An 18968-nucleotide genomic window follows, 5' to 3' on the forward strand; every position below is an offset into this window, starting at 1 on the left:
CGACACAATATGTGTCGCTATTGCGCCGGACCGCTCGCCGCACCCCCTTTAGCGACGCAAAAAGCCACTCACTGGATTGTTCCAGTGAGCGGCTTTTTGCGTTGGCGAGGGCCATATCGGTTCAGCGTCCCGCCCCCATCGGCTTCGCAGCCTTCGGCGAGAATACGCTGATCGATTCAAGCTCCGGATTTTGCGAAGCTGTCGGATTGTAATCGAAGAGCAGCTTATATTCCCCCAGCGTGTAGATTAACCGCTTCTGTCTGCCGACCCTGCGCACGGAATCCGGCTTGCCGAGCGCCGATTTCACTTCCGACACCTTCACCTTGATTCCGTCCTTCACCGGGTCTAGCGCCGTGTCCGCAATGCGGATTTCCTTGATGATGTCACCCCGCCCAACGCCGAATGCGATCGAGCCCTTCATCATACCAGGATAATAATAGTCGTAGCCGCCCTCCGATCGGTTCGGCTTCCCCCACTGCCGGTGCACCTCGTCTATCAGCGTCTTCCCGACAACGAAGTCGGCTGCGTTGACCATTCGTCCTTGTCTGGCCGCCTGATGCACCCGATCGAGAAATTGCCGATGCAGATGCTTATCGGATTGGGCGTTCTTCCGGCGGGCTGTGCTTGTTGCCGCATTCGTTCCGTCCGTTGCCAGCGGCTGCACAGCATTCGTCCCTTGCATATTCGCACCATTCGGAACGTTGCCCGCATTCGGTTGACGGTGAACAGCTGTTCCGCAAGAGGACAGAAGCAGCAGCACAGCAGCCCCTGTCATCACAGCCGCAACCGTACGTCTAGCAGTTCCCGGCTTGAGCAATTGTACATCTCTCCTTTATAGTTGGCTGCCATTTCTTACACCTGCCTCCTGTAGTATGCACAAACGCACAAAAAAACCGAATCGAAGTGCCGCTCGCGAATGAGCCGACTCTCCAATTCGGTTTTGTTCTATATACTTCCTTAACGTCTTCTCTTGTTCGTGCCGGCAACCCGGATCACATCGACATACGGCCGAATCCGTTCCATAATCCGCTCGCCCTTATGCCGCTCGTCTCCCTCTTTGCTCGTAAAGCTGAAATGCTGCTCCAGCGCGTCAAGCTCATAGTTCGACGTATAGAATGTCGGCTTGCGCTGCATCCGGTAGTTCAGTATGCCGCCCATTACATGATCGCGAACCCATGGGCTCAAATTTTCCGCACCGATATCGTCAAAAATAAGCAGGTCGGTCTCCTTCATCATGTCGACCGTTTCCTTCAGCTTGCCTGGCTCGTGCATCATCGCCTTCAAATCCTCGACGAAGTCCGGCATATAAACGATGACGCCGGAGTAGCCCGCTTTCGCAAGCTCATGCAGCATGTAGCACATCAAGAACGTCTTGCCTGTGCCGAAGTGGCCGGCAAGGTACAGACCCGTATCCTGCAAGCCTTCTTCCTTCGTCCGGTCGATATATTCAAGCAGCTGTCCGACAGCCTCGGCGCGATTAAGATCGTTCGTCATAATCTCTTCCGCCGAGAACCCGTTGCTGAGCGCTCTCTGATCGACATAGAAGCTGCGAATACGACCGCGCATCTGCTCTTCGTTCTGGCGTGCAATGAACTTCTTGCACGAAGCCTTCCGGTCATACAGCTGCACTTCGCCGCCAACGGTCTCGCAAGACAGCATCGTATAGTGCCCCTCGAAGTCGTTCGGACAACGGTCAAGACCGGGGCACTTCTCGCAATTGCGGTATTCCTTCACATACTGATAGAACCGGTTCAGATTGATCCGGAACGTCTGATCGTCAAGAGCCGGATACTTCGCACGGAACCGCTGCACAAGCGGATCCGCAAGCAGCTCATCCATCAGCTCAGCGGAACGCCGGAGCGCATCGCTCCCCATCGGTGTCCGCTTCAACAATTCGCCAAGCGATTCCATCGTTCGTCATCCTCTCCTCTTGTCGTCTTCCGAATAGCCTCTAGCCATCCCGCTCCAACCTTACTTCTTGCCGTCCAGCTTCCGAGCGAGCCTTCTCAGCTCCTCCAGCTTCTCTGCCGACATCGATCCGTTCTCCTGCTGTGCCTGCTGCACAATCGGTATCGCCGGCTTACGCGAAGCCGCCGCTCCGCCCGATCTGCCTCGGCCCCGGCCGCTCTGAGCGCCCGCAGACCGTCCGGCAGACGCGCCTCCGCCTTGACGCTCGCGGTCCGTCTCAAGCTGCTGCTGCTCCCGCACGTACTTGACCGCCTTCTCGAACGTGTCGATTCCTTTCAACAGCATGTTGGAAGCGACCGCCTCGATGAACGTCTTCGTTACGCGCTGAGAATCGTTCGCTCCGATAACATAATGGATAAGAACGTTAATAACAGCCGGAGGCAGCTTGTAGTTCAAATCGATCCGCTCGAACGTACGGTCGATCATATCCGGTACCGCACCTGGAAAATACCGCTGCAGAAACCGCGTATGCGGTTCATTACGCATGAGCATATTGTATTGGTGAATGTCGCATCGGCCTTCGAGCTGCTTCGGCACGGCCATGTACAGCTCCTCCGGCACCGCATGCTCGTCTTCCTCTTCCTGCTGATCGTCAAGCTCGCCAGCATAAACGCCCGTTCGTGCCATCACGCGCTGCCGGTCCGCTTCTCTCTTCTTATCTTGACGGTACATCTGATTCGCTTTCAGCTGCAGTTCGTCCACGAGCAGTTCGCCTTGTGCCGTGAATACGCCGTCTTCATCCAGAAGCCGGCATATGTCAGCCGCTCCGATGCTGTACTTATACGCAACGTAATTGATCTGTGCCATCGCATCATCGTCGCTGCGCAGCCGCTCGACGTACTTCCGGTTAGCCGCTCCGCGCGGGAACCGGATCAGCAGCTCGCCGACCGTAAGTCCTGCCGTCTCCGATACGGGCGGACGCTGTGCGGGCTGACGTGCAGGCGCGACCTCGACTAACGCTTGCTCCAGCTCGTCGTCCACGTTGGACGTGTTCAAGCGGAACACTTCATAGAACGGAACCGATATATTTTCCTTATGCCAGCGTGCTTCCGCCAGTTCGTCCGGCTCTTTCGCGCTGAACGACTCGCGAAGCGCAATGACCGAATATTTGCCGATCTGATCCCGCAGCAGCAGCGACAGATGCTGATTGCGGAAAAATTCTTCCGGCGACAGCGGCGCGCACAACTCGTATTCGTACACCGCATCGTCATTATCCGACATCGCAAGCCGCGACGTCTGCAGAAGACCGACTGCCTCCAGCCGCGACGTATCCGTCAGCAGACTCTTGCGTCCGCGTTCGTTCATCTCAAGGCCAAGCGCCAAGAACAGCATCCGGTGCGGTTCAACCGAAGAATAACCCGTCCGTCCTTCCATTACGCCGTGATACAGGAGCTGATAGAGGCTGATCGCAGAAGCGCCGATCATCGGCTGATAAATAAGCGACAACATTCGCAGGTCGAGCGGACTTAGCGAAAAACCGCGAAACGTGTAGTACCGGTGATGTTCCGTAAATTGCAGCACATGACCAATACGCATTCGATCTACTCCATCCGTTTTAAGACTTTCCTATCATTCTATCACAAATATAAGGCCGCTTGTCAGACGTCGAAAAATAGAAAATCCCCCCGATACAGGTACCGGAGGAACTTATGACTTACGCATATGGAACAAGTTTGAAAACTAGAACATCTTGTAGCCGCCGCGACGCAGCGCCTGAATCGACCAGCCGCTTACATACGCGCCAACAAGCGCTGTGACGGCAGGAAGAATATCAATGATCGTGAACGATCTGAAATTGTCGGCGAACGAGTCTGTGCTGTTCCACGTTCCCCAGATCATAAGCGGAATGATGATGATAATGTACAAGTAGATCGGAAACCATGTCGTCTTCAGCAGCATATTGAGAATAAACCCGATGCCAAACATCAGAATCAAGCCGAGCACCATGGTTACAATTAATTGTACGTATGCAATGACCATATTGTCCATCTTTCGGTAACCCCTTCTATGTCCGTGTCGAATGAAAACCGATCGTTCATTCTATCCCTATTTATCGATATTAGTTTAATGAAAGGCTGTCCGGAAGTCAATTTCCATTGTATAAATGTCACAAGTCCGTCATTTGCGGAAGCCGTGCACGTTAAGCTACAATGGTAGCAATTGCTTATTAACGGAATGGACGGAGGAAACGAACGATGAGTGAAGCAGCACAAACATTAGAAGGCTGGTACGCCTTGCACGATTTCCGGTCGATCGATTGGCAGGCATGGAAGGCGGCATCCGAAGCGGAACGCGCCCAAGCGGCGGACGAGCTTCAGTCTTACTTAAGCCAATGGGACCGCGTGAACGAAATGAAACATGGCAGCACGGCGGTGTATTCGATTATCGGCCAGAAAGCGGATTTCGTCTTCATGCATCTGCGCGAAACGCTCGAGGAGCTTAACGAGCTTGAGACGGCGTTCAACAAATCGGCATTCGCCGCCTTCACGAAACCGACATACTCGTATGTCAGCGTCGTCGAACTGAGCAACTATATGGGTCAGCCAGGCGTCGATCCGACGACGATTCCGGAAGTGGCCGCACGCCTTAAGCCAACGCTTCCGAAAGCGAACCACATTTGCTTCTACCCGATGAACAAACGCCGCGACGGCAACGACAACTGGTACATGCTCAGCATGGACGACCGCAAAGCGATGATGCGCAGCCATGGCATGATCGGCCGCCAGTATGCAGGCAAGGTCAAACAGATCATTACCGGCTCCGTCGGCTTCGACAACTGGGAATGGGGCGTTACGCTGTTCGCGGACGACGCGCTCCAATTCAAGAAGCTCGTCTATGAAATGCGTTTCGACGAAGTAAGCGCACGGTTCGGCGAATTCGGCGATTTCTACGTCGGCAACCTGCTGACAGCGGACAAGCTGACGGCGTTGCTTCACGTATAGAACAACAAAAAGCTTTGCCGCGGGAAGAAGGCGCTTCATGCGCCGCCCTCCTGCTGCAAAGCTTTTTTCATACCAACCATCTGATCATCAGATCACGCTTCGTCGTTACGCCTTGAACTTGGCAATCATATCATTCATCTGGTTCGCCATGCCGGAAAGCGATTCGGTCGAGACGAAGATTTCCCGCATCGAAGCCGACTGCTCATCCGCGGCCGCCGCTACGCCCGCGAACCGCTGTGCGGACTGCCGAACGCTGGCAGCAAGCTCCCCGCTCGCCTCGCTGGCTTCTTTCGAACCTATCGCCATGCGGGCCGATACGTCGGACAGCTCGTCCATTTGCGCCGATATTTTGCCGATCTCCGACATAATGGACGCGAACGCCGACTTCGCGCGGTCCACGATCACAAGCCCCTCTTCGACTTCCCGGCTGCCGCCGTGAACGGCATCGACAATACGTTCTATACGGGTGAGCATGTCCATTATAAGGTCAGCAACGACACGCGAGGATTCCTCCGATTGCTGCGCCAGCTTGCGGACCTGATCCGCAACGACGGCAAAGCCCTTGCCTTCTTCACCCGCTCTGGCCGCTTCGATCGCCGCATTGAGCGACAACAGATTCGTCTGCGAAGCGATCGAACCGATCATCTCCATAATCGATTGGATCTGATCCGACTTCTCCGACAACTGCTCGATATCTTCCTTCATCGACTCTGTATTCCGATAGATCGATTCCATCTGCTGCATGGCAAGCTGTACCGATTGGCCGCCCGTCTGCGCCTCTGATGCCGTATCGTGCGCTGCCGCAGCGACGAACGACGCAGTGCTTGCGATTCTCTGAACGGAACGGTCCGTATCGCCGATCGCCGACATCACATCATTCGAGCGGTTCGCCTGCAGAACGCCTTCCTCTTCCGTAACGCGGATGAGGCTTGCAATCTGCTCTGTATTGTACTGCGTATGCTGTGCGCTCGCCGTCAGCTCTTGTGAAGCGGAGTGCAGCTGGAGCGCGTTATCGTTAAGCCGCTGAATCATGCCGCGCAAATCGTCGATCATCGATTGGAACGCACCGGCCAGCTTGCCGATTTCGTCCTTGCCGCGCGCCGTCACGCTTACGGTCAGATCGCCTTGCTGAACACGCGCCATCTCCTGCGTCAACCGTTTGAGCGGGCGTACGAGCCGCTTCGCGAATAGCAAGGTAGCGAGCAGCGAGACGAGCAATACACCGAGACCGATTAAGATTGCGGTCGTCCGGTTACGCTGCATAAGCGCGTAGACATCCTCGGCGTCGAAGTCGGCACCGACAAGGCCGATCATTGCTCCCGCTTCGTTGCGAATCGGTACGTAAGCCGTAACCGTCGCCCCGTACTCGTCATCGCTGGACAGCTCGCCGACAGTCACCGATTGGTTCGCGAACGACCGGACAAGCCCTGGGAACTGCTCTTCCTCTACTTCCCCTAGCGCAGATACATCATCGGTCTGATCAAGCGGCGCTCCGTCAACCATATAGTAGTATTCTGTCTTGCCCTGCACCGTCCGGCTGCCCATCGTGTACAAATATTTTAACCCATAGCCGTTCTTCATCTCGTTCAATTGCTCTCTGAGCTGTGTATAATAACCGTCCGTCCCGCTCTCCGGCGTCAGCTGCTCATACTGTTTCACATCGATTCCCGCTGCCGTATGCTCGGCAATAGCTTTCGCCTGGGTGCCGAGCGAATGGACAACAAGACGCTGCGCGTCATTGACGATCATGATGCCAAGCACTGCTGCAGAAATGGTAATGATAATGGAGAATACGAGTACGATACGGGTTTGTAAGCTGTTCATTTGAACTGGTGTCCCCTTCCAATTGTCGCGAATAGAGAAAGCCCCCGGCAGCAACATAACATTGTCATGCTGCAGTCGGAGGCTCTTGGTGGTTAGTTGAAGGTTATAACATGTGTATGGGATATGGGCGAAAGCCGGCAGCCGGCTTAATCGTTGTCTTCATCGTCCAAGGCGGCAGCTAGTTCGGCCATTTGCTTCAGACGCTTCTCTTCCAAATATTCCGCTGTCGCCCGGTCGCGGGCACGGCCCTTATCCTTCAATCGTTCGATCGCCGGCATAATTAGAATGTCGACTTCTTTCTGCACGGTGTAGGCCAGATCGTAACGGTTGTTCGATTCCAAGAAGGAGCCGACTTCCATTAGAGCGTTGTACCGGTCAAGTTCGTCTCTGGTCAGCAGACCGCGCACCTGCACGCTGCAGTGGCGCATTACAGAAACTTGCCTTTGCGGAACACGAGCGGCAACCCGCCGATAATGAACAGATAACGAATGTCGATCATTTTCTTCAGCCAAGCCGCTACGCGGCCTTTATATTTCTTGCCGAAGGCGATGCCGACTGCTTCACCCTTGCCGAGCGATGCTACCGTACCTTTGTTGCTGAACACAAATTTCTTCAGCGGCTGGTTGCGAATCGATGCGACCAAGTTATGAGCGCAGACGACGCCTTGCTGCATCGCGATCTGAGCCGTCGGCGGGAACGGGCGTCCGTCTTCGCCGAACATCAGCGAGTTGTCGCCGACCACGTATACATGGTCGCTGCCAGGCACGCGCAGATTGTCGTCAATTTTAACGCGGCCGCGCATCGTCTCAAAGCCCGCTTCCTCGATCAACCGGTTGCCGCGTACGCCGCCAGACCAGATAACCGTCTGCGAGCGCACCTCTTCGGCTGGCTCTTCGCCCTTCTGCACGACGACGCCGTCAGGCGTGCACGATTTGATTGCCGTACCGATCTTGAACGTAACGCCCTTCTTCGTCAGCACGTTCATCGCGTACTCGACAAGCTCAGGGTCGAAGCCCGGCAATGCCGACGGGCCTGCTTCGACGTTGTAAATTTTCACCAAGTTCGGATCAACATCGAATTCCTTGCACAGTTCCGGAATGCGGTCCGCCAGCTCGCCGACGAACTCGATGCCGGTGAAGCCCGCTCCGCCGACGACGAACGTCAAGTAGTCGGTGCGGTGCGGCTCGCGCTTAAAGCGCGCGAATTGATATTCAATATGTTCACGGATCAAGCGAACCGAGTTAATACTGCGGATGTTCATCGCATGCTCTTGAAGCCCCGGAATGCCGAACGTTTCCGGTTCGCCGCCAAGACCGATAACGAGATAATCGTAAGAAAGCGTGCCATCCTCGAGAATGACCTTCTTGTCTTGCGGACGAATTTGGACGACCGTCGATTTCACGAAGTCGATTTTGAACTCGTCGATCAGCTTGGAGATGCTGACGCGCGCGTTCTCCGGATTGTCCGTGCCGGCAGCCGGCATATGCAAGTGTGTCGTAATGTAGTGATAGTCATGCTTGTTCACGAGCGTGACGTCGGCTTCGTTGTAATTCAACTGCTTTTGCAGCCGAAGCGCCGTCAGAACGCCGCCGTACCCGGCGCCTAGAATGACGATTTTTGGAATGTTACTCATGGTTGAATCCCTTCCTATCCCTTATTTATATATGTGTCTATTTTTAGTTGGGAATCCCTTGTGAAAAATTACACAATCCAAGTCTAAAAAATAAAGGCGTTCTAAGTACGAGCGGGGGTGAAAAACGTTGTGTATTGGCTTGTCGACAAGGATTGTCGAAGTTACTATTCATGAAAGAATGATACCTAGTTTTCACTAAAAGTTCAATGGTTATTTATACGAAAATGTTCGTCATATGTTCCAATCCGAACGGTTCTCACAGGCGCTTTCAAACGATTATAATGTAAGGTGGGTTCATGATATAAAGGAGGTGCCGAATGTCGGATTCAGAACAACTTCAGCCTGTTGATATCATCGTAATCGGAGGCGGGCCGGCGGGCATGTTTGCCGCCTTCTATTGCGGGATGAGGCAAGCTTCCGTGACGCTGATCGAAAGCATGCCGCAGCTTGGCGGACAGTTAGCTGCGTTGTACCCAGAGAAGCACATTTACGACGTTGCCGGATTCCCGAAAGTAACCGCCGGCGAGCTTGTTGCCCAGCTGCAGAGGCAGATGGATCATTTTCCAACGAATATATGCCTCGAAGAGAAAGTAACGCAAGTCATTAAGCGTGATGAGCGGCTGTTCGAAATTCAGACCGACAAGTCGGTCCACTTCGCGAAGGCCGTCATTATTACGGCAGGCGTTGGCGCATTCGAGCCGAGAAAGCTCGAGCTGCCGGAAGCATCCCGCTACGAGAAGCGCAATCTTCATTACTTTGTGAATGACCTGCAGCAATTCGCCGGGCAGCATGTGCTTATTAGCGGCGGCGGCGATTCCGCGGTCGATTGGGCGCTCATGCTGGAGCCGATTGCGGCAAGCGTAACGCTTGTCCATCGCCGGGATAAGTTCCGGGCGCATGAGCACAGCGTGAACAATCTATATCAATCCACCGTGCGGGTCATCACCTCTCATGAGATGACAGCGCTGCATGGCGAAGAGAGGATCGAGCGCGTATCGCTTGAGCAGGCGAAGACGAAAGAACCGCTGGAAGTGAATGTCGATGCTGTAATTGTCAATTTCGGATTCGTCTCGTCCATCGGTCCAATTGCCGAATGGGGGCTTGAGATCGAAGGAGGCTCCATCGTCGTCGACTCCCGGATGGAGACGAATGTGCCGGGCATATTCGCTGCGGGCGACATTACGACCTATCCCGGCAAGCTGAAGCTCATTGCCGTCGGCTTCGGTGAAGCGCCTACGGCGGTCAATAATGCGAAAGTATATTTGGATCCGGGCGCTAAGCTCTCGCCTGGCCACAGCAGCAACATGAAATTATAAATAGAGCAGCTACAAAATAGGGTATCCTACCTTGGAAGAAATCAACCGAGGAGGGATACCCTTATGTCATTGTGCGCAGTATGCAACGGAATCCGTGCACTCGATGCCTCGTGCCCTGCCTGTTCAGGTACGGCGGAGGATTGCGGGCGAGTGAGCGATTGGATGGGGCCTTACGCGCCTTATGAACCGATAGAAGTCGAATATGCCGCTAATCAGATGGAAGGAAAGAATACATGCCGTCATGCCGCTTTCTGTTCGTGCTGTTCGTATGCTTTCGAGGTGGATGTAGTGAAAGATGTCGATTAGAGGCTAAACGCAGCGTTACGTCCGTTTATTACGCTCCTATTCTGCAGCTCTCCGGGTTGATCTGTCTGCGCTCCATCTCTTCGCTGAGCAGACGTATGAAATCCGGTTCAAGATGCAGCTGTACCGCAGCTACGTATGAGTCGACAAGCAAATCATCAGACAGCAACTCCATGTCCCACACTCCCTTCTCTTCGTTTCCTTTTATTTCCTCACTCATATTAGCATGGGGATATAAACGGAACAAGCGTTCCGAATATCCACATCTTGGTGTGGACAGAGTGTGTATAGCGTGTGGGTATGCATGGATTATTGAGATTTAGCAACGGGGAACATGTGGACAGGCTTATACACAGGCTTGGGACAAGCATTTTCGATAAAAAACTTTAATCAGTACTTATGGGTATAATTAACGAAATGTATCATAAAATAGTCGGTTCGCGTCGTGTCAGCGGATGCTCATGCAAGATACAGGCTAGCTCACTGTGGCTTCGTATTGACCTCGAAGATCCATATCTTTCCGTTCCTGTCGATCCCGTAATCGTAGCCGAGCAGATTGACGCCAGGAAACTTCGATTCGAGCACTTGCGTCGCCGCTACCGTCAACTCTCTCATCTCTCGTTTCTTCGAGGCGACCTGACTGGCCGATAACGATCTGCGGATGCCGTGCGCCGCCGTCACCATCGTACCGCCTCTGCACAAGTTCGTAACAAACAGTCCCGGCTTCGCCAGTCGCCCTACCATCGAACGATAGATCCATCCGGTTGCCGTCTTCTCGTATTTGACCCGGTAATCGATCGGACGACCGCCGATCGTCGCGAGACGTATCCCCTTCTGAATCAAGTACGCCCGTTTCTTCTTCACGCTTCCGATCGAAGCGAATAATGCTTCGAAGGTCGCATATTGTCTCTTTCTCGCATAATACGAGTAGGAGTAACCGCTTCCTTCCTGCTGGACTTTAATGACCCCATTGCCGCCCGATCCTAGCACCGGCTTAATCACGACCATGCCGTGCTCGTTAAGCATACTCCTCAGATTATCTGCCGTATAAGAGCGAGTTGGCGGAATATGCGAGGCAAGCAGCGAGTGACCGAGCAGCGCTTCCGTCTTCACCCATTTGTTAGGCACCCGTCTTCCATGCGATTCAACCATGTCTATCGTCTCCCTCTTCCTATCGTTATAAGATAGCATATGACCGAGAGATAGATGTCTCTTGGATGAATGACTTAAGAGAAAAGCCTTATTTGGAATAGTTAATAGAAACGCGGAAGGAGCGGCCCCCATCCAACGGGAAGCCGCTCCTTCACTTCTTGCTTCTGCTTACTTACCGAACTGTCCGGCGAATGTCTGCTCCATCTCGAACTGCCGCTTCTGCAGCGCCTCCGTCGGCACCCGGTTGGACCGTTCGAATGCAGCAAGCCGGTCTGCGCTTGTATCGCCGGCAGCTATAGCACTAATCAGCACGCCTGCCAGCGTATCCGCATCGTTCAGAGCGCAGTTCAAGCCGAAGGCTCCGGTCGGACTCATCGTGTGGGCTGCATCTCCCATGATGACGAGCCCATCCTTCACCCAGGAACCCGCTCTGCTGCTGTGCACCTTGAGCAGCACGAAGTCCTGCCATGACCGCAGATGCTCTCTAGCTGGCTGTGCGATATCTGGGTACGCTTCTACGAGCGTATCCACAAGTGAATCGATCGGCTGCTTCTTCATCTCGGTATAAGCGCCTTCCGGGATGCTCCAACCGATCTGGATGAAGCCGCCCTGCTGCGTGAACATAGCTAGCTGAGCGCCCCCTGCCAGCGTCATCCGAATGACGGGCTCCCATCCTTCTGGGGCCGGGATGCGCGCCCACAGCAGATCGTAGCCGTGACGAATGACGTCCGTCTCAATGCCTGCCAGCTTGCGCACCGTGGAATACCGTCCGTCCGCACCTACGACGATGCGGCTGTGAATCACGATCTCTTCCTCTCCCCGCTTGCCAACGACGCCTTGCACGACTCCGTTTGCGTCCTGCAGCAATCGGCTGACCGCGACGCCAGTCAGCAGCTTCGCGTTCGGATTTTGCTCCAACCGGCTGAACAGCGCCTGCAGCAAATGCTTCTGCGGCACATGAATGCCGACGTGAGCATGTCCTTCATCCGGCACAACGGTCTTCACTAATTGTCCCTGCTCCATATATTCAATACGCTTCATCAGAAGCATGCCTTTTCTGCGCACCTCTTCAAGCACGCCATGCTTCTCCAAGATCCGCTCGCCATCTTCGTTCAGATGCTCGCCGCGGAATTCCTTGAATACGCTGGCATGCCGCTCGACCAAGGCGACCGATACGCCTGCCTCCGCGAGCAGTACCGCGAGCAAAGTCCCGCCAGGCCCGGCGCCCACGATACATATATCAGTCTGTAATTCCATTGTTCATCGCCACCCGTTCTCATCATGTCCATCCATCGCCCGAAACAATCATTCGCCTGTAGTTACTTAAAGTAAGTATAGGTCTGATCGTACACCAGGTCAATCGGCGCTCGTCCCACCGTTAGGTAGATCGGCCTCTTGAACACAATGAAACAGGCGTCCGCGGATGCGGACGCCTTAGATGAAACCTATTCATGCGGCGGTACGATGCAATCTAGGCCATGACGGGAAGACGCTTATCTGTCTCCTCGGCATTCGCCGCCCGCTCTTCGAAGAACGCCGTCAATTCTTTGTTCCGCTTGGACAGCGTCGTTGGCGAAATGCCGTACTTCGCCGCAATTGATTTCTGCGTATTCTGCAAATCATGCGCTTCGCTCATGAGGAACTCGACTGCGGCACAGAACGATTCCAGCTTGACCGATGCGGACAGCGTCGTCTCGTCGGCGTAGCAGTGCCATACCCATACGGCGCGGACGATAATCGACGGATCGTATTCGCCCTCCATCTGTTTCACAAGCATAGATGCTGCCTCGCGGTCAGCTTCGCGCTTCCATTGCAGCTTGCTGATCCACTTCGCCATCTCTTCTGTCGACAAAGTAGTCTTGCCAGCATTGTTCGCAGCCGATTGCTGACGGGTCTCTGCTTGTTCCTTCTCCATGCAGCAGCGTTTATATTTAAGACCGCTTCCGCAAGGACAAATCTCATTTCTTCCAATCTTACTCAAAAACAATCAACTCCTGGACCTCTTTCATTATAAGCGTCTATTATAACTCATTTTCCCGCATAATGCTTCCCCTAATGGACCTGCCCTCCCTTTGGTATATCATTAGGGCTTAGCATTCGAGCGATAGGACTGTGGTACTTCCATCAAATACAATTGGGCAGAGCGGCTGCCAGCCTCGGCCTGCGCCGTCAATGCGATCCTGTCTCCTTGCGGCGACCAGTCTAGAGCCATAACGCCTTGCTCCGAGGACACAATCGAATCGGCGCCGGCATGTTGATCCGTCGGAATGACAAATACAGTATGATCGGTACCGACATACGCAAGCCACAGTCCATCGGGAGAAAAGGATGCGCTGTCCAAATACTGATCGCTGATGACCCGCTTCTGCCCCGTTGCCAACTCGATCAAAACGCCTTGATAACGGTCACCTTCTGCCGAATGTTCATTCACGAACAGCCATCGTCCGTCGCGCGACAATCGGCTGCCTCCTGCCGGGTCAACGGCCAATTGCTTCGTCAGATCTTGATGCAAGCCTTCCTTAAGCTGAAAAGAGACGATGCTGTATTTCTTCCGCTCATAGGTGGTCATATACAGCTTGCTGCCTTCCAGCGAAGCATCCAAGGAACTTACGGATTCAATGAACTGCGGATGAACATTCGTTACCTTCCCGGAAATCAAATCGGCAGACGTGAGCTGAGTTCCATATTCCAGCGGCGCAGGTTCATTCGTCTTCTCATCGATCAGTCTGTCGTAATAATAAATCTTGCTTCCATCTGCTCCCCAAGCGAGCGACCGGGCGTTAATATACCCTGTCTTCTTGTCCGCATAACGGGACAATTGGAACATGCCGTCATTGGCCGCTTCATAAATCGCCAAGTATCCTTTGGCTGTAACAACCGCAAGCTTCGTACCGTCCGGCGACCATCTGACGGAGCGTGCGTCTTGTCCGATCCGCGTGAGCTGCCCCTCGCCCTTCTCCTCGTTGGCGCCAGACTTCTTCTCCGCGCATCCGGACAATAACAGCATAGCGGTGAAAGCGATTAGCAGCATGATGGAGCAGATTCTCGTATGCATTAAGCGCATGGCGTGATCCCCTTTTTGGTCTATATGGATGGATTTATGGACTGCTTTCTATTCAAGAATAGAGCATATGCGTACCTTTTGGAACTATATAAGAAAATTCGTGATGCATCAGATGTATAAACAAGCATCAAGCGGTGCATCATACAAAGGACGGTGAATGAGAGGTGTGGCTCCATTGGACCTGATAACTGGTACAAGGACTGCAGGAGGCATTAATTAACCACGAAGCTACGGAAGCGAGGGGTTGTGTTGCAGAGTATCTCTAATTCACATCCGCTTCATACAAGCGGTTCCCAGGTAAGCTAACAACGCGAAGTCGTTCAATTCAATGAACTCAAATTCAACCACCGTCATGGAGGCCCGCAAGGGCCTCTTTTGCTTTCGGCGTGTTATTCGGCGCAACATTTAATTTTACAATTTCTCAACATCCCCGTATAAAGCTTGTCCGATCTGTGCATCATACTAAGGACGGCGTGAATGAGAGGTGTGGCTCCATTGGACCCGATAACGGTACAAGGAACGCAAGGAGACATTAATTAACCACGAAGCTTAGGAAGCGAGGGGTTGTGCCGCAGAGTATCTCTGATAAGCACACGCTTCATTAGAAGCAGTGACCAAGTCAGCTAACAACGCGAAGTGTCGTTCGATTCATGAACTCAGAATCTTTAATCCGCCGTCGGAGGAAGCCTCGCAAGAGGTTTCCTCTTATTTGCGTTTCCTTCTTTTTATCACCATTATTTAACTAAAATTTGTAAGGTAAAACCTATAGTCTGTTCGTTCAATGAAAAGAACAATTCCGCTATAATTGGATATGTAAGTGCTTTCATTTTACTCGAAAGGCGGTGGTTCATCGACTATTCGGTCTTTCTTTTGTTTGTAAGGACGATTGTTCTCACAGCAAAGAGCAGGCAGAATATCCGTTCCGTTATGACCACACAACCAAAGGAGGAAGATGAAAAAAATGAAACCAAAAAGCATGAAGCTGTTATTGTTGATGGTACTAAGTTTCGTCCTCGTCATTCCAGCAGGCATGGCACAAGCGGCCACGACGCTTACGAACAATGCGACCGGCACCGAAGACGGCTATTATTATGAGCTCTGGAAGGATTCCGGCAACACGAGCATGACGCTCAACGGCGGGGGCAACTTCAGCGCTACGTGGAGCAATATCAACAATGCCTTATTCCGCAAAGGCAAAAAATTCAACGAAACGCAGACGCATCAACAGATCGGAAATATATCCGTCAACTACAGCGCCAACTATTCGCCGAACGGCAACTCGTATTTATGCATCTATGGCTGGTCGGTCGATCCGCTTGTCGAATATTACATCGTCGACAGCTGGGGCAGCTGGCGCCCGCCAGGCAGCTCGTCCAAGGGAACGGTAACGATTGACGGCGGCACGTACGACATCTACGAGACGACTCGCACGAACCAGCCTTCCATTAAAGGAACAGCGACGTTCAAGCAGTATTGGAGCGTCCGGACGTCCAAGCGTACGAGCGGAACGATCTCGGTAACCGATCATTTTAACGCATGGGCAAGCAAAGGCATGAATCTCGGTAAAATGTACGAGGTATCGCTCACCGTAGAGGGCTATCAAAGCAGCGGCAGCGCTTCGATCACAAGCAATACGATTACAATCGGAGGAAGCAGTGGCGGAGGAAATACAGGCGGAGGCGGTACGACGAATCCTCCAACGTCCGGAACGGTGAAAGTAGAAGCCGAGAGCATGACGAAGAGCGGCCAATACACCGGCAATATCAGCTCGCCGTTCAACGGAGTCGCACTGTACGCCAATAATGACTCGGTGAAGTTTACGCAGAACTTCACGACCGGCACCCACAGCTTCTCGCTGCGCGGCGCTTCGAACAATTCCAACATGGCGAGAGTCGATCTCAAAATCGGCGGGGTAACCAAGGGAACCTTCTACTACGGCGGAAGTTATCCTGCAGTCTACACCATTAACAACGTCAGCACAGGAACCGGAAATCAACAGGTCGAGCTTGTCGTAACTGCGGATAACGGGCAATGGGATGCGTTCCTGGATTACTTGGAGATTAATTGATTGAATTAGCTGCTTCGAACCTTTTCACAAGAAAAAGCCTCTTTGCGGAGGCTTTTTCTTGTTGCACCATGAGACATCCCCTTGGATTTAGCAAGGTTTGACGCGTTACTGAGCTCATCTTATTTTATGTCGTGCCCGCCGATGCTGAACCATTGAATACGACCGGTCCTCTCAGTGGAACCGTCCCCGTTCCGGTTGCACTAATAAACAGGCTGTACCGAATTTCACCTGCAATAACGGCTGCAGCCGGAGGGAAATCTCCCGCCGTAATGCTGAACGGGGCAGCTATAGGCGCTCCGTTCGTATTGAAAGCCTCCGTCAGAATGACGACGCCGGTTCCCGCCGTGCCATTGCCGTTACGTTCCACCGTTAATAGGATGTCATCAACTACTGCGACATCGTTCAATATACCGACCGTGCCTGTTAAGGCTACTCGTACATTCGCCGCATTGCCCGTCGGTACGGCAGCTCCTGTCTGAAGACCAATGTCCCCGATCAGGAGCGGTGTCGTCGACAAGAAATCGGTACCAGCACTATCATTGCGATGAACGGATAGCCTCTTGTCCAAAAATTGATTCGCCACCCGATACACCTCCTTTCATCCCTCAATTGCATTAAAGCAATTAAGTTGTGCCGGCAGACGCCGAACCGTTGAATACGGCCGGTCCCGTCAGTACGACGCCCGTCGTATCGACGCTCAGGAACAGACTGTAGCGGATTTCCCCCGCTCCAGCCGTTACCGCTGCCGCTGGAGGAAAATCGCCTCCGGACACGCTGAATGGAGGAAGACTCGATGAGAAACCGATGTTGAATGTATCCGTAAGGATCACCACACCCGTACCTGCCGTGCCGTTGCTGTTGCGCTCGATGGTCAATGTAACCGTAGGCGCCACTTCCTCAACAACCCCGACTCCAACCGTCCCCGTCAAGGCAACCCTTACAAGAGAGGCATTCCCCGCCGGAACGGCCGCTCCCGTCTGAAGACCGATATCGCCGATCAACAGCGGCGTCGCGCTCAGCACTTCTGCCCCCGTACTATTATTGCGGTGCACAGAAATTCGCTCGTCCAAAAACTGTATAGCCAATTAACTATCACCCCCTGTGAATGAGATTATAGTATTCTATGAATCTCGTAAGTGAAGGGGAATGGGTGAAAGGAATGGCTAAGAGGTTTTATTCCAGCTCATATGGAACGTTGGTATGATTCTGCTATTCTATAGAATACAATCCCCGCCCTTGTTCTGTTTATCCGAGTAACTAAAACTAGCCTTGCTTCGGTGCGTCGTCGTACGGCGCGAAGCTTATCCGATCGCTTCCGTTCGCTACAAGCAGGTTCTAGGCCAAAATAAAAACAGGTCACTCATGGTAGTATCTGACCATAATCGACCTGTTCAATGTAACGCAATAGCGTAATTTAGGTTATAAAATTCAAGCTTTGATGTGTGTACAACCGAATTTACGAAATCTTTATACGGGTATTACATGGGTTATATGTGTTAATGGTTGAAATAAGTTCATTCGGCACTTGCCCCGCCTTTATTACCATATATTATTGTCATCCTCATCCAATACCGCTTCAATCTCATCCTTTTCAAATACAACAATATGACCGCTAGGAATTGCAAGTGCTTTAAGTAAAGACGGCCTAAGATTTAATAATTGATAAATATAGTAGGCTTCAAGTTCAGAATCCTCATTTGAGTCTTCAACTGGTCCGAGATACCACCCAGAGTCGCCATTAGTACTATTTTTAGAACGTTCCAAATATACTTTTTCTAGATCAATAGCTCCTTTGGCTACAACAATTTTATCTTGAAATAAAGATGCTTCCCCATCAATTTTTAGTTTGTGTAATATATGATTTTGTGCTAATTGCACCGATAGAGAAACTGAAAGATCCTCACTCATGTCACTAAATGGGTTTGTTTTGTAATTAGGAGCAACTATTTCGAAGACTCCATCACGATCAATAACTGTATAAATAGTCCAACCTATCTGTATTTTCATTCCAGATGTTATTTGACCTTGATCTGCTTCTATTTCTTTAAATAACTCTAATAACCACTCTACTTGTGGTGACAAAAATTCCTCACAGTTAGCAACAAATTTCCTTCCACTTATAACTTTTGCGCTTTGGATCATTAGTTATTAAGCCCCTTTTTTATCGCTTCTAAAATTGCTTCTTTAGCCTTTTTCTCAAGCTCAAGCATTTCCGCTCTTATATCGTCTGGTACTGGTCCAAGTTTTGAATGGCCTACCCACTCTGACCAAGTATTTGCTCCTTTTGATGCATTAGTCGATTTCCCTAGACCTAAGAAGTTATCAACTAAGTTTAAAACACAAATATGATCTGCTTCTAACTTTTCAACCTCATACCCATAAACTGGGCCAACTTTAGGCCCTTCTGGATTAACCATTTTTCTTATTTCGTCATTTGGCGTTTTCTTTCTTAGTTTGAAATATTCTGAATTAGTAATAGTTTTACTACCTTCACCCGTTCCCTTACTTCCCTGAGGCAAAGCACTACTCTTCATAATCCCCAGATCTTCCAGAACCTCACGCAATGACTTGTTGTCAACATTCCATACGGTTGGACCCATTGGCGTTGCCAGCCGTCTCATGCGATACGGTACTTGCAGTTTGAGCAGCTTATCCAAGGCATTCTTAACGCTCGTACTAACTTTGCTCAAACTCCGGG

19 protein-coding genes and 1 pseudogene are annotated in these 18968 nt (G+C 52.1%); 4 read left to right on the top strand and 16 right to left on the bottom strand.

Annotation, left to right across the window (positions count from 1 at the left end; translation table 11 throughout):
- Positions 1-121 precede the first annotated feature (121 nt).
- The 4 genes from PKO01S_RS26180 to PKO01S_RS26195 form a co-directional block, all read right to left on the bottom strand.
- On the bottom strand, positions 122-817 hold the full coding sequence (locus tag PKO01S_RS26180; protein ID WP_127534393.1) for a YjgB family protein: 696 nt from the start codon (positions 815-817) through the stop codon (positions 122-124).
- Positions 818-957: 140 nt separating this feature from the next.
- The gene (dnaI, locus tag PKO01S_RS26185) at positions 958-1911 is read right to left on the bottom strand and encodes a primosomal protein DnaI (protein WP_127534394.1); all 954 of its coding nucleotides are present in this window, start codon (positions 1909-1911) and stop codon (positions 958-960) included.
- Positions 1912-1971: 60 nt separating this feature from the next.
- Positions 1972-3504 carry a DnaD domain protein gene (locus PKO01S_RS26190; protein ID WP_127534395.1) on the bottom strand — a complete coding sequence of 511 codons (1533 nt, stop codon included), beginning with the start codon at positions 3502-3504 and terminating at the stop codon, positions 1972-1974.
- A 144-nt stretch (positions 3505-3648) separates the two neighbouring features.
- Positions 3649-3957 carry a YuiB family protein gene (locus PKO01S_RS26195; protein WP_246070744.1) on the bottom strand — a complete coding sequence of 103 codons (309 nt, stop codon included), beginning with the start codon at positions 3955-3957 and terminating at the stop codon, positions 3649-3651.
- 206 nt (positions 3958-4163) lie between these two features.
- Here PKO01S_RS26195 and hemQ point away from each other — a divergent pair, with 206 nt between their 5' ends.
- The gene (gene hemQ / locus PKO01S_RS26200; RefSeq protein WP_127534396.1) at positions 4164-4910 is read left to right on the top strand and encodes a hydrogen peroxide-dependent heme synthase; all 747 of its coding nucleotides are present in this window, start codon (positions 4164-4166) and stop codon (positions 4908-4910) included.
- Between the two features lie 105 nt (positions 4911-5015).
- Here the strand turns inward: hemQ and PKO01S_RS26205 are convergent, their stop codons facing one another.
- The 3 genes from PKO01S_RS26205 to PKO01S_RS26215 form a co-directional block, all read right to left on the bottom strand.
- Positions 5016-6734: a methyl-accepting chemotaxis protein gene (locus PKO01S_RS26205; RefSeq protein WP_164779782.1), complete on the bottom strand. Its 1719-nt coding sequence runs from the start codon at positions 6732-6734 to the stop codon at positions 5016-5018.
- A gap of 146 nt (positions 6735-6880) precedes the next feature.
- Positions 6881-7162 (bottom strand): hypothetical protein, encoded by a 282-nt coding sequence (locus PKO01S_RS26210; RefSeq protein WP_127534398.1) that lies wholly within the window; start codon positions 7160-7162, stop codon positions 6881-6883.
- A complete protein-coding gene (locus tag PKO01S_RS26215; RefSeq protein WP_127534399.1) occupies positions 7162-8367 on the bottom strand; it encodes an NAD(P)/FAD-dependent oxidoreductase in 1206 nt (401 codons plus the stop codon). The genes PKO01S_RS26210 and PKO01S_RS26215 overlap by 1 nt, the downstream gene beginning before the upstream one ends.
- 317 nt (positions 8368-8684) lie before the next feature.
- On the opposite strand from PKO01S_RS26215, the gene PKO01S_RS26220 reads away from it, so the two are divergent.
- Both PKO01S_RS26220 and PKO01S_RS28985 read left to right on the top strand, forming a co-directional pair.
- Positions 8685-9683, top strand: coding sequence for an NAD(P)/FAD-dependent oxidoreductase (locus PKO01S_RS26220; RefSeq protein ID WP_127534400.1), 999 nt, complete (start codon positions 8685-8687; stop codon positions 9681-9683).
- A 63-nt stretch (positions 9684-9746) separates the two neighbouring features.
- Positions 9747-9989, top strand: coding sequence for a hypothetical protein (locus tag PKO01S_RS28985; RefSeq protein ID WP_164779783.1), 243 nt, complete (start codon positions 9747-9749; stop codon positions 9987-9989).
- A 28-nt stretch (positions 9990-10017) separates the two neighbouring features.
- On the opposite strand, the gene sda is transcribed toward PKO01S_RS28985, so the two are convergent.
- The 5 genes from sda to PKO01S_RS26245 all read right to left on the bottom strand — a co-directional run bounded on the left by sda (position 10018) and on the right by PKO01S_RS26245 (position 14202).
- Positions 10018-10161 carry a sporulation histidine kinase inhibitor Sda gene (sda, locus tag PKO01S_RS26225; protein WP_127534401.1) on the bottom strand — a complete coding sequence of 48 codons (144 nt, stop codon included), beginning with the start codon at positions 10159-10161 and terminating at the stop codon, positions 10018-10020.
- A 305-nt stretch (positions 10162-10466) separates the two neighbouring features.
- Positions 10467-11138: a YheC/YheD family protein gene (locus PKO01S_RS26230; RefSeq protein WP_127534402.1), complete on the bottom strand. Its 672-nt coding sequence runs from the start codon at positions 11136-11138 to the stop codon at positions 10467-10469.
- A 168-nt stretch (positions 11139-11306) separates the two neighbouring features.
- Positions 11307-12395, bottom strand: coding sequence for an FAD-dependent monooxygenase (locus PKO01S_RS26235; RefSeq protein WP_127534403.1), 1089 nt, complete (start codon positions 12393-12395; stop codon positions 11307-11309).
- Between the two features lie 214 nt (positions 12396-12609).
- Positions 12610-13119 (bottom strand): YecA family protein, encoded by a 510-nt coding sequence (locus PKO01S_RS26240; RefSeq protein WP_164779784.1) that lies wholly within the window; start codon positions 13117-13119, stop codon positions 12610-12612.
- 102 nt (positions 13120-13221) lie between these two features.
- Positions 13222-14202 carry a TolB-like translocation protein gene (locus tag PKO01S_RS26245; protein ID WP_127534405.1) on the bottom strand — a complete coding sequence of 327 codons (981 nt, stop codon included), beginning with the start codon at positions 14200-14202 and terminating at the stop codon, positions 13222-13224.
- 961 nt (positions 14203-15163) lie between these two features.
- Here PKO01S_RS26245 and PKO01S_RS26250 point away from each other — a divergent pair.
- A complete protein-coding gene (locus PKO01S_RS26250; protein WP_127534406.1) occupies positions 15164-16270 on the top strand; it encodes a glycoside hydrolase family 11 protein in 1107 nt (368 codons plus the stop codon).
- A 124-nt stretch (positions 16271-16394) separates the two neighbouring features.
- Here the strand turns inward: PKO01S_RS26250 and PKO01S_RS26255 are convergent, their stop codons facing one another.
- The 4 genes and pseudogenes from PKO01S_RS26255 to PKO01S_RS26270 all read right to left on the bottom strand — a co-directional run.
- Positions 16395-16853, bottom strand: a complete 459-nt coding sequence (locus tag PKO01S_RS26255) for a hypothetical protein (RefSeq protein ID WP_127534407.1) — start codon at positions 16851-16853, stop codon at positions 16395-16397.
- 40 nt (positions 16854-16893) lie between these two features.
- Entirely contained in the window at positions 16894-17355 is a 462-nt protein-coding gene (locus tag PKO01S_RS26260; RefSeq protein WP_127534408.1) for a hypothetical protein, read from the bottom strand.
- A gap of 454 nt (positions 17356-17809) precedes the next feature.
- Entirely contained in the window at positions 17810-18412 is a 603-nt protein-coding gene (locus PKO01S_RS26265) for an immunity protein Imm33 domain-containing protein (protein ID WP_127534409.1), read from the bottom strand.
- A pseudogene (locus PKO01S_RS26270) lies at positions 18412-18968 on the bottom strand (hypothetical protein); the annotation flags it as partial. The gene PKO01S_RS26265 and the pseudogene PKO01S_RS26270, both read right to left, overlap by 1 nt.

The organism is Paenibacillus kobensis NBRC 15729, assembly GCF_004000825.1.
In the GTDB taxonomy this organism is placed as follows: Bacteria; Bacillota; Bacilli; order Paenibacillales; family Paenibacillaceae; genus Paenibacillus_T; species Paenibacillus_T kobensis.

Coding starts and splice junctions, on each gene's coding strand:
- dnaI (WP_127534394.1), bottom strand. CDS start 1,911: ATGGAATCGCTTGGCGAATTGTTGAAGCGGACACCGATGGGGAGCGAT.
- PKO01S_RS26190 (WP_127534395.1), bottom strand. CDS start 3,504: ATGCGTATTGGTCATGTGCTGCAATTTACGGAACATCACCGGTACTAC.
- PKO01S_RS26195 (WP_246070744.1), bottom strand. CDS start 3,957: ATGGACAATATGGTCATTGCATACGTACAATTAATTGTAACCATGGTG.
- hemQ (WP_127534396.1), top strand. CDS start 4,164: ATGAGTGAAGCAGCACAAACATTAGAAGGCTGGTACGCCTTGCACGAT.
- PKO01S_RS26205 (WP_164779782.1), bottom strand. CDS start 6,734: ATGAACAGCTTACAAACCCGTATCGTACTCGTATTCTCCATTATCATT.
- PKO01S_RS26210 (WP_127534398.1), bottom strand. CDS start 7,162: ATGCGCCACTGCAGCGTGCAGGTGCGCGGTCTGCTGACCAGAGACGAA.
- PKO01S_RS26215 (WP_127534399.1), bottom strand. CDS start 8,367: ATGAGTAACATTCCAAAAATCGTCATTCTAGGCGCCGGGTACGGCGGC.
- PKO01S_RS26220 (WP_127534400.1), top strand. CDS start 8,685: ATGTCGGATTCAGAACAACTTCAGCCTGTTGATATCATCGTAATCGGA.
- PKO01S_RS28985 (WP_164779783.1), top strand. CDS start 9,747: ATGTCATTGTGCGCAGTATGCAACGGAATCCGTGCACTCGATGCCTCG.
- sda (WP_127534401.1), bottom strand. CDS start 10,161: ATGGAGTTGCTGTCTGATGATTTGCTTGTCGACTCATACGTAGCTGCG.
- PKO01S_RS26230 (WP_127534402.1), bottom strand. CDS start 11,138: ATGGTTGAATCGCATGGAAGACGGGTGCCTAACAAATGGGTGAAGACG.
- PKO01S_RS26235 (WP_127534403.1), bottom strand. CDS start 12,395: ATGGAATTACAGACTGATATATGTATCGTGGGCGCCGGGCCTGGCGGG.
- PKO01S_RS26245 (WP_127534405.1), bottom strand. CDS start 14,202: ATGCGCTTAATGCATACGAGAATCTGCTCCATCATGCTGCTAATCGCT.
- PKO01S_RS26250 (WP_127534406.1), top strand. CDS start 15,164: ATGAAACCAAAAAGCATGAAGCTGTTATTGTTGATGGTACTAAGTTTC.
- PKO01S_RS26265 (WP_127534409.1), bottom strand. CDS start 18,412: ATGATCCAAAGCGCAAAAGTTATAAGTGGAAGGAAATTTGTTGCTAAC.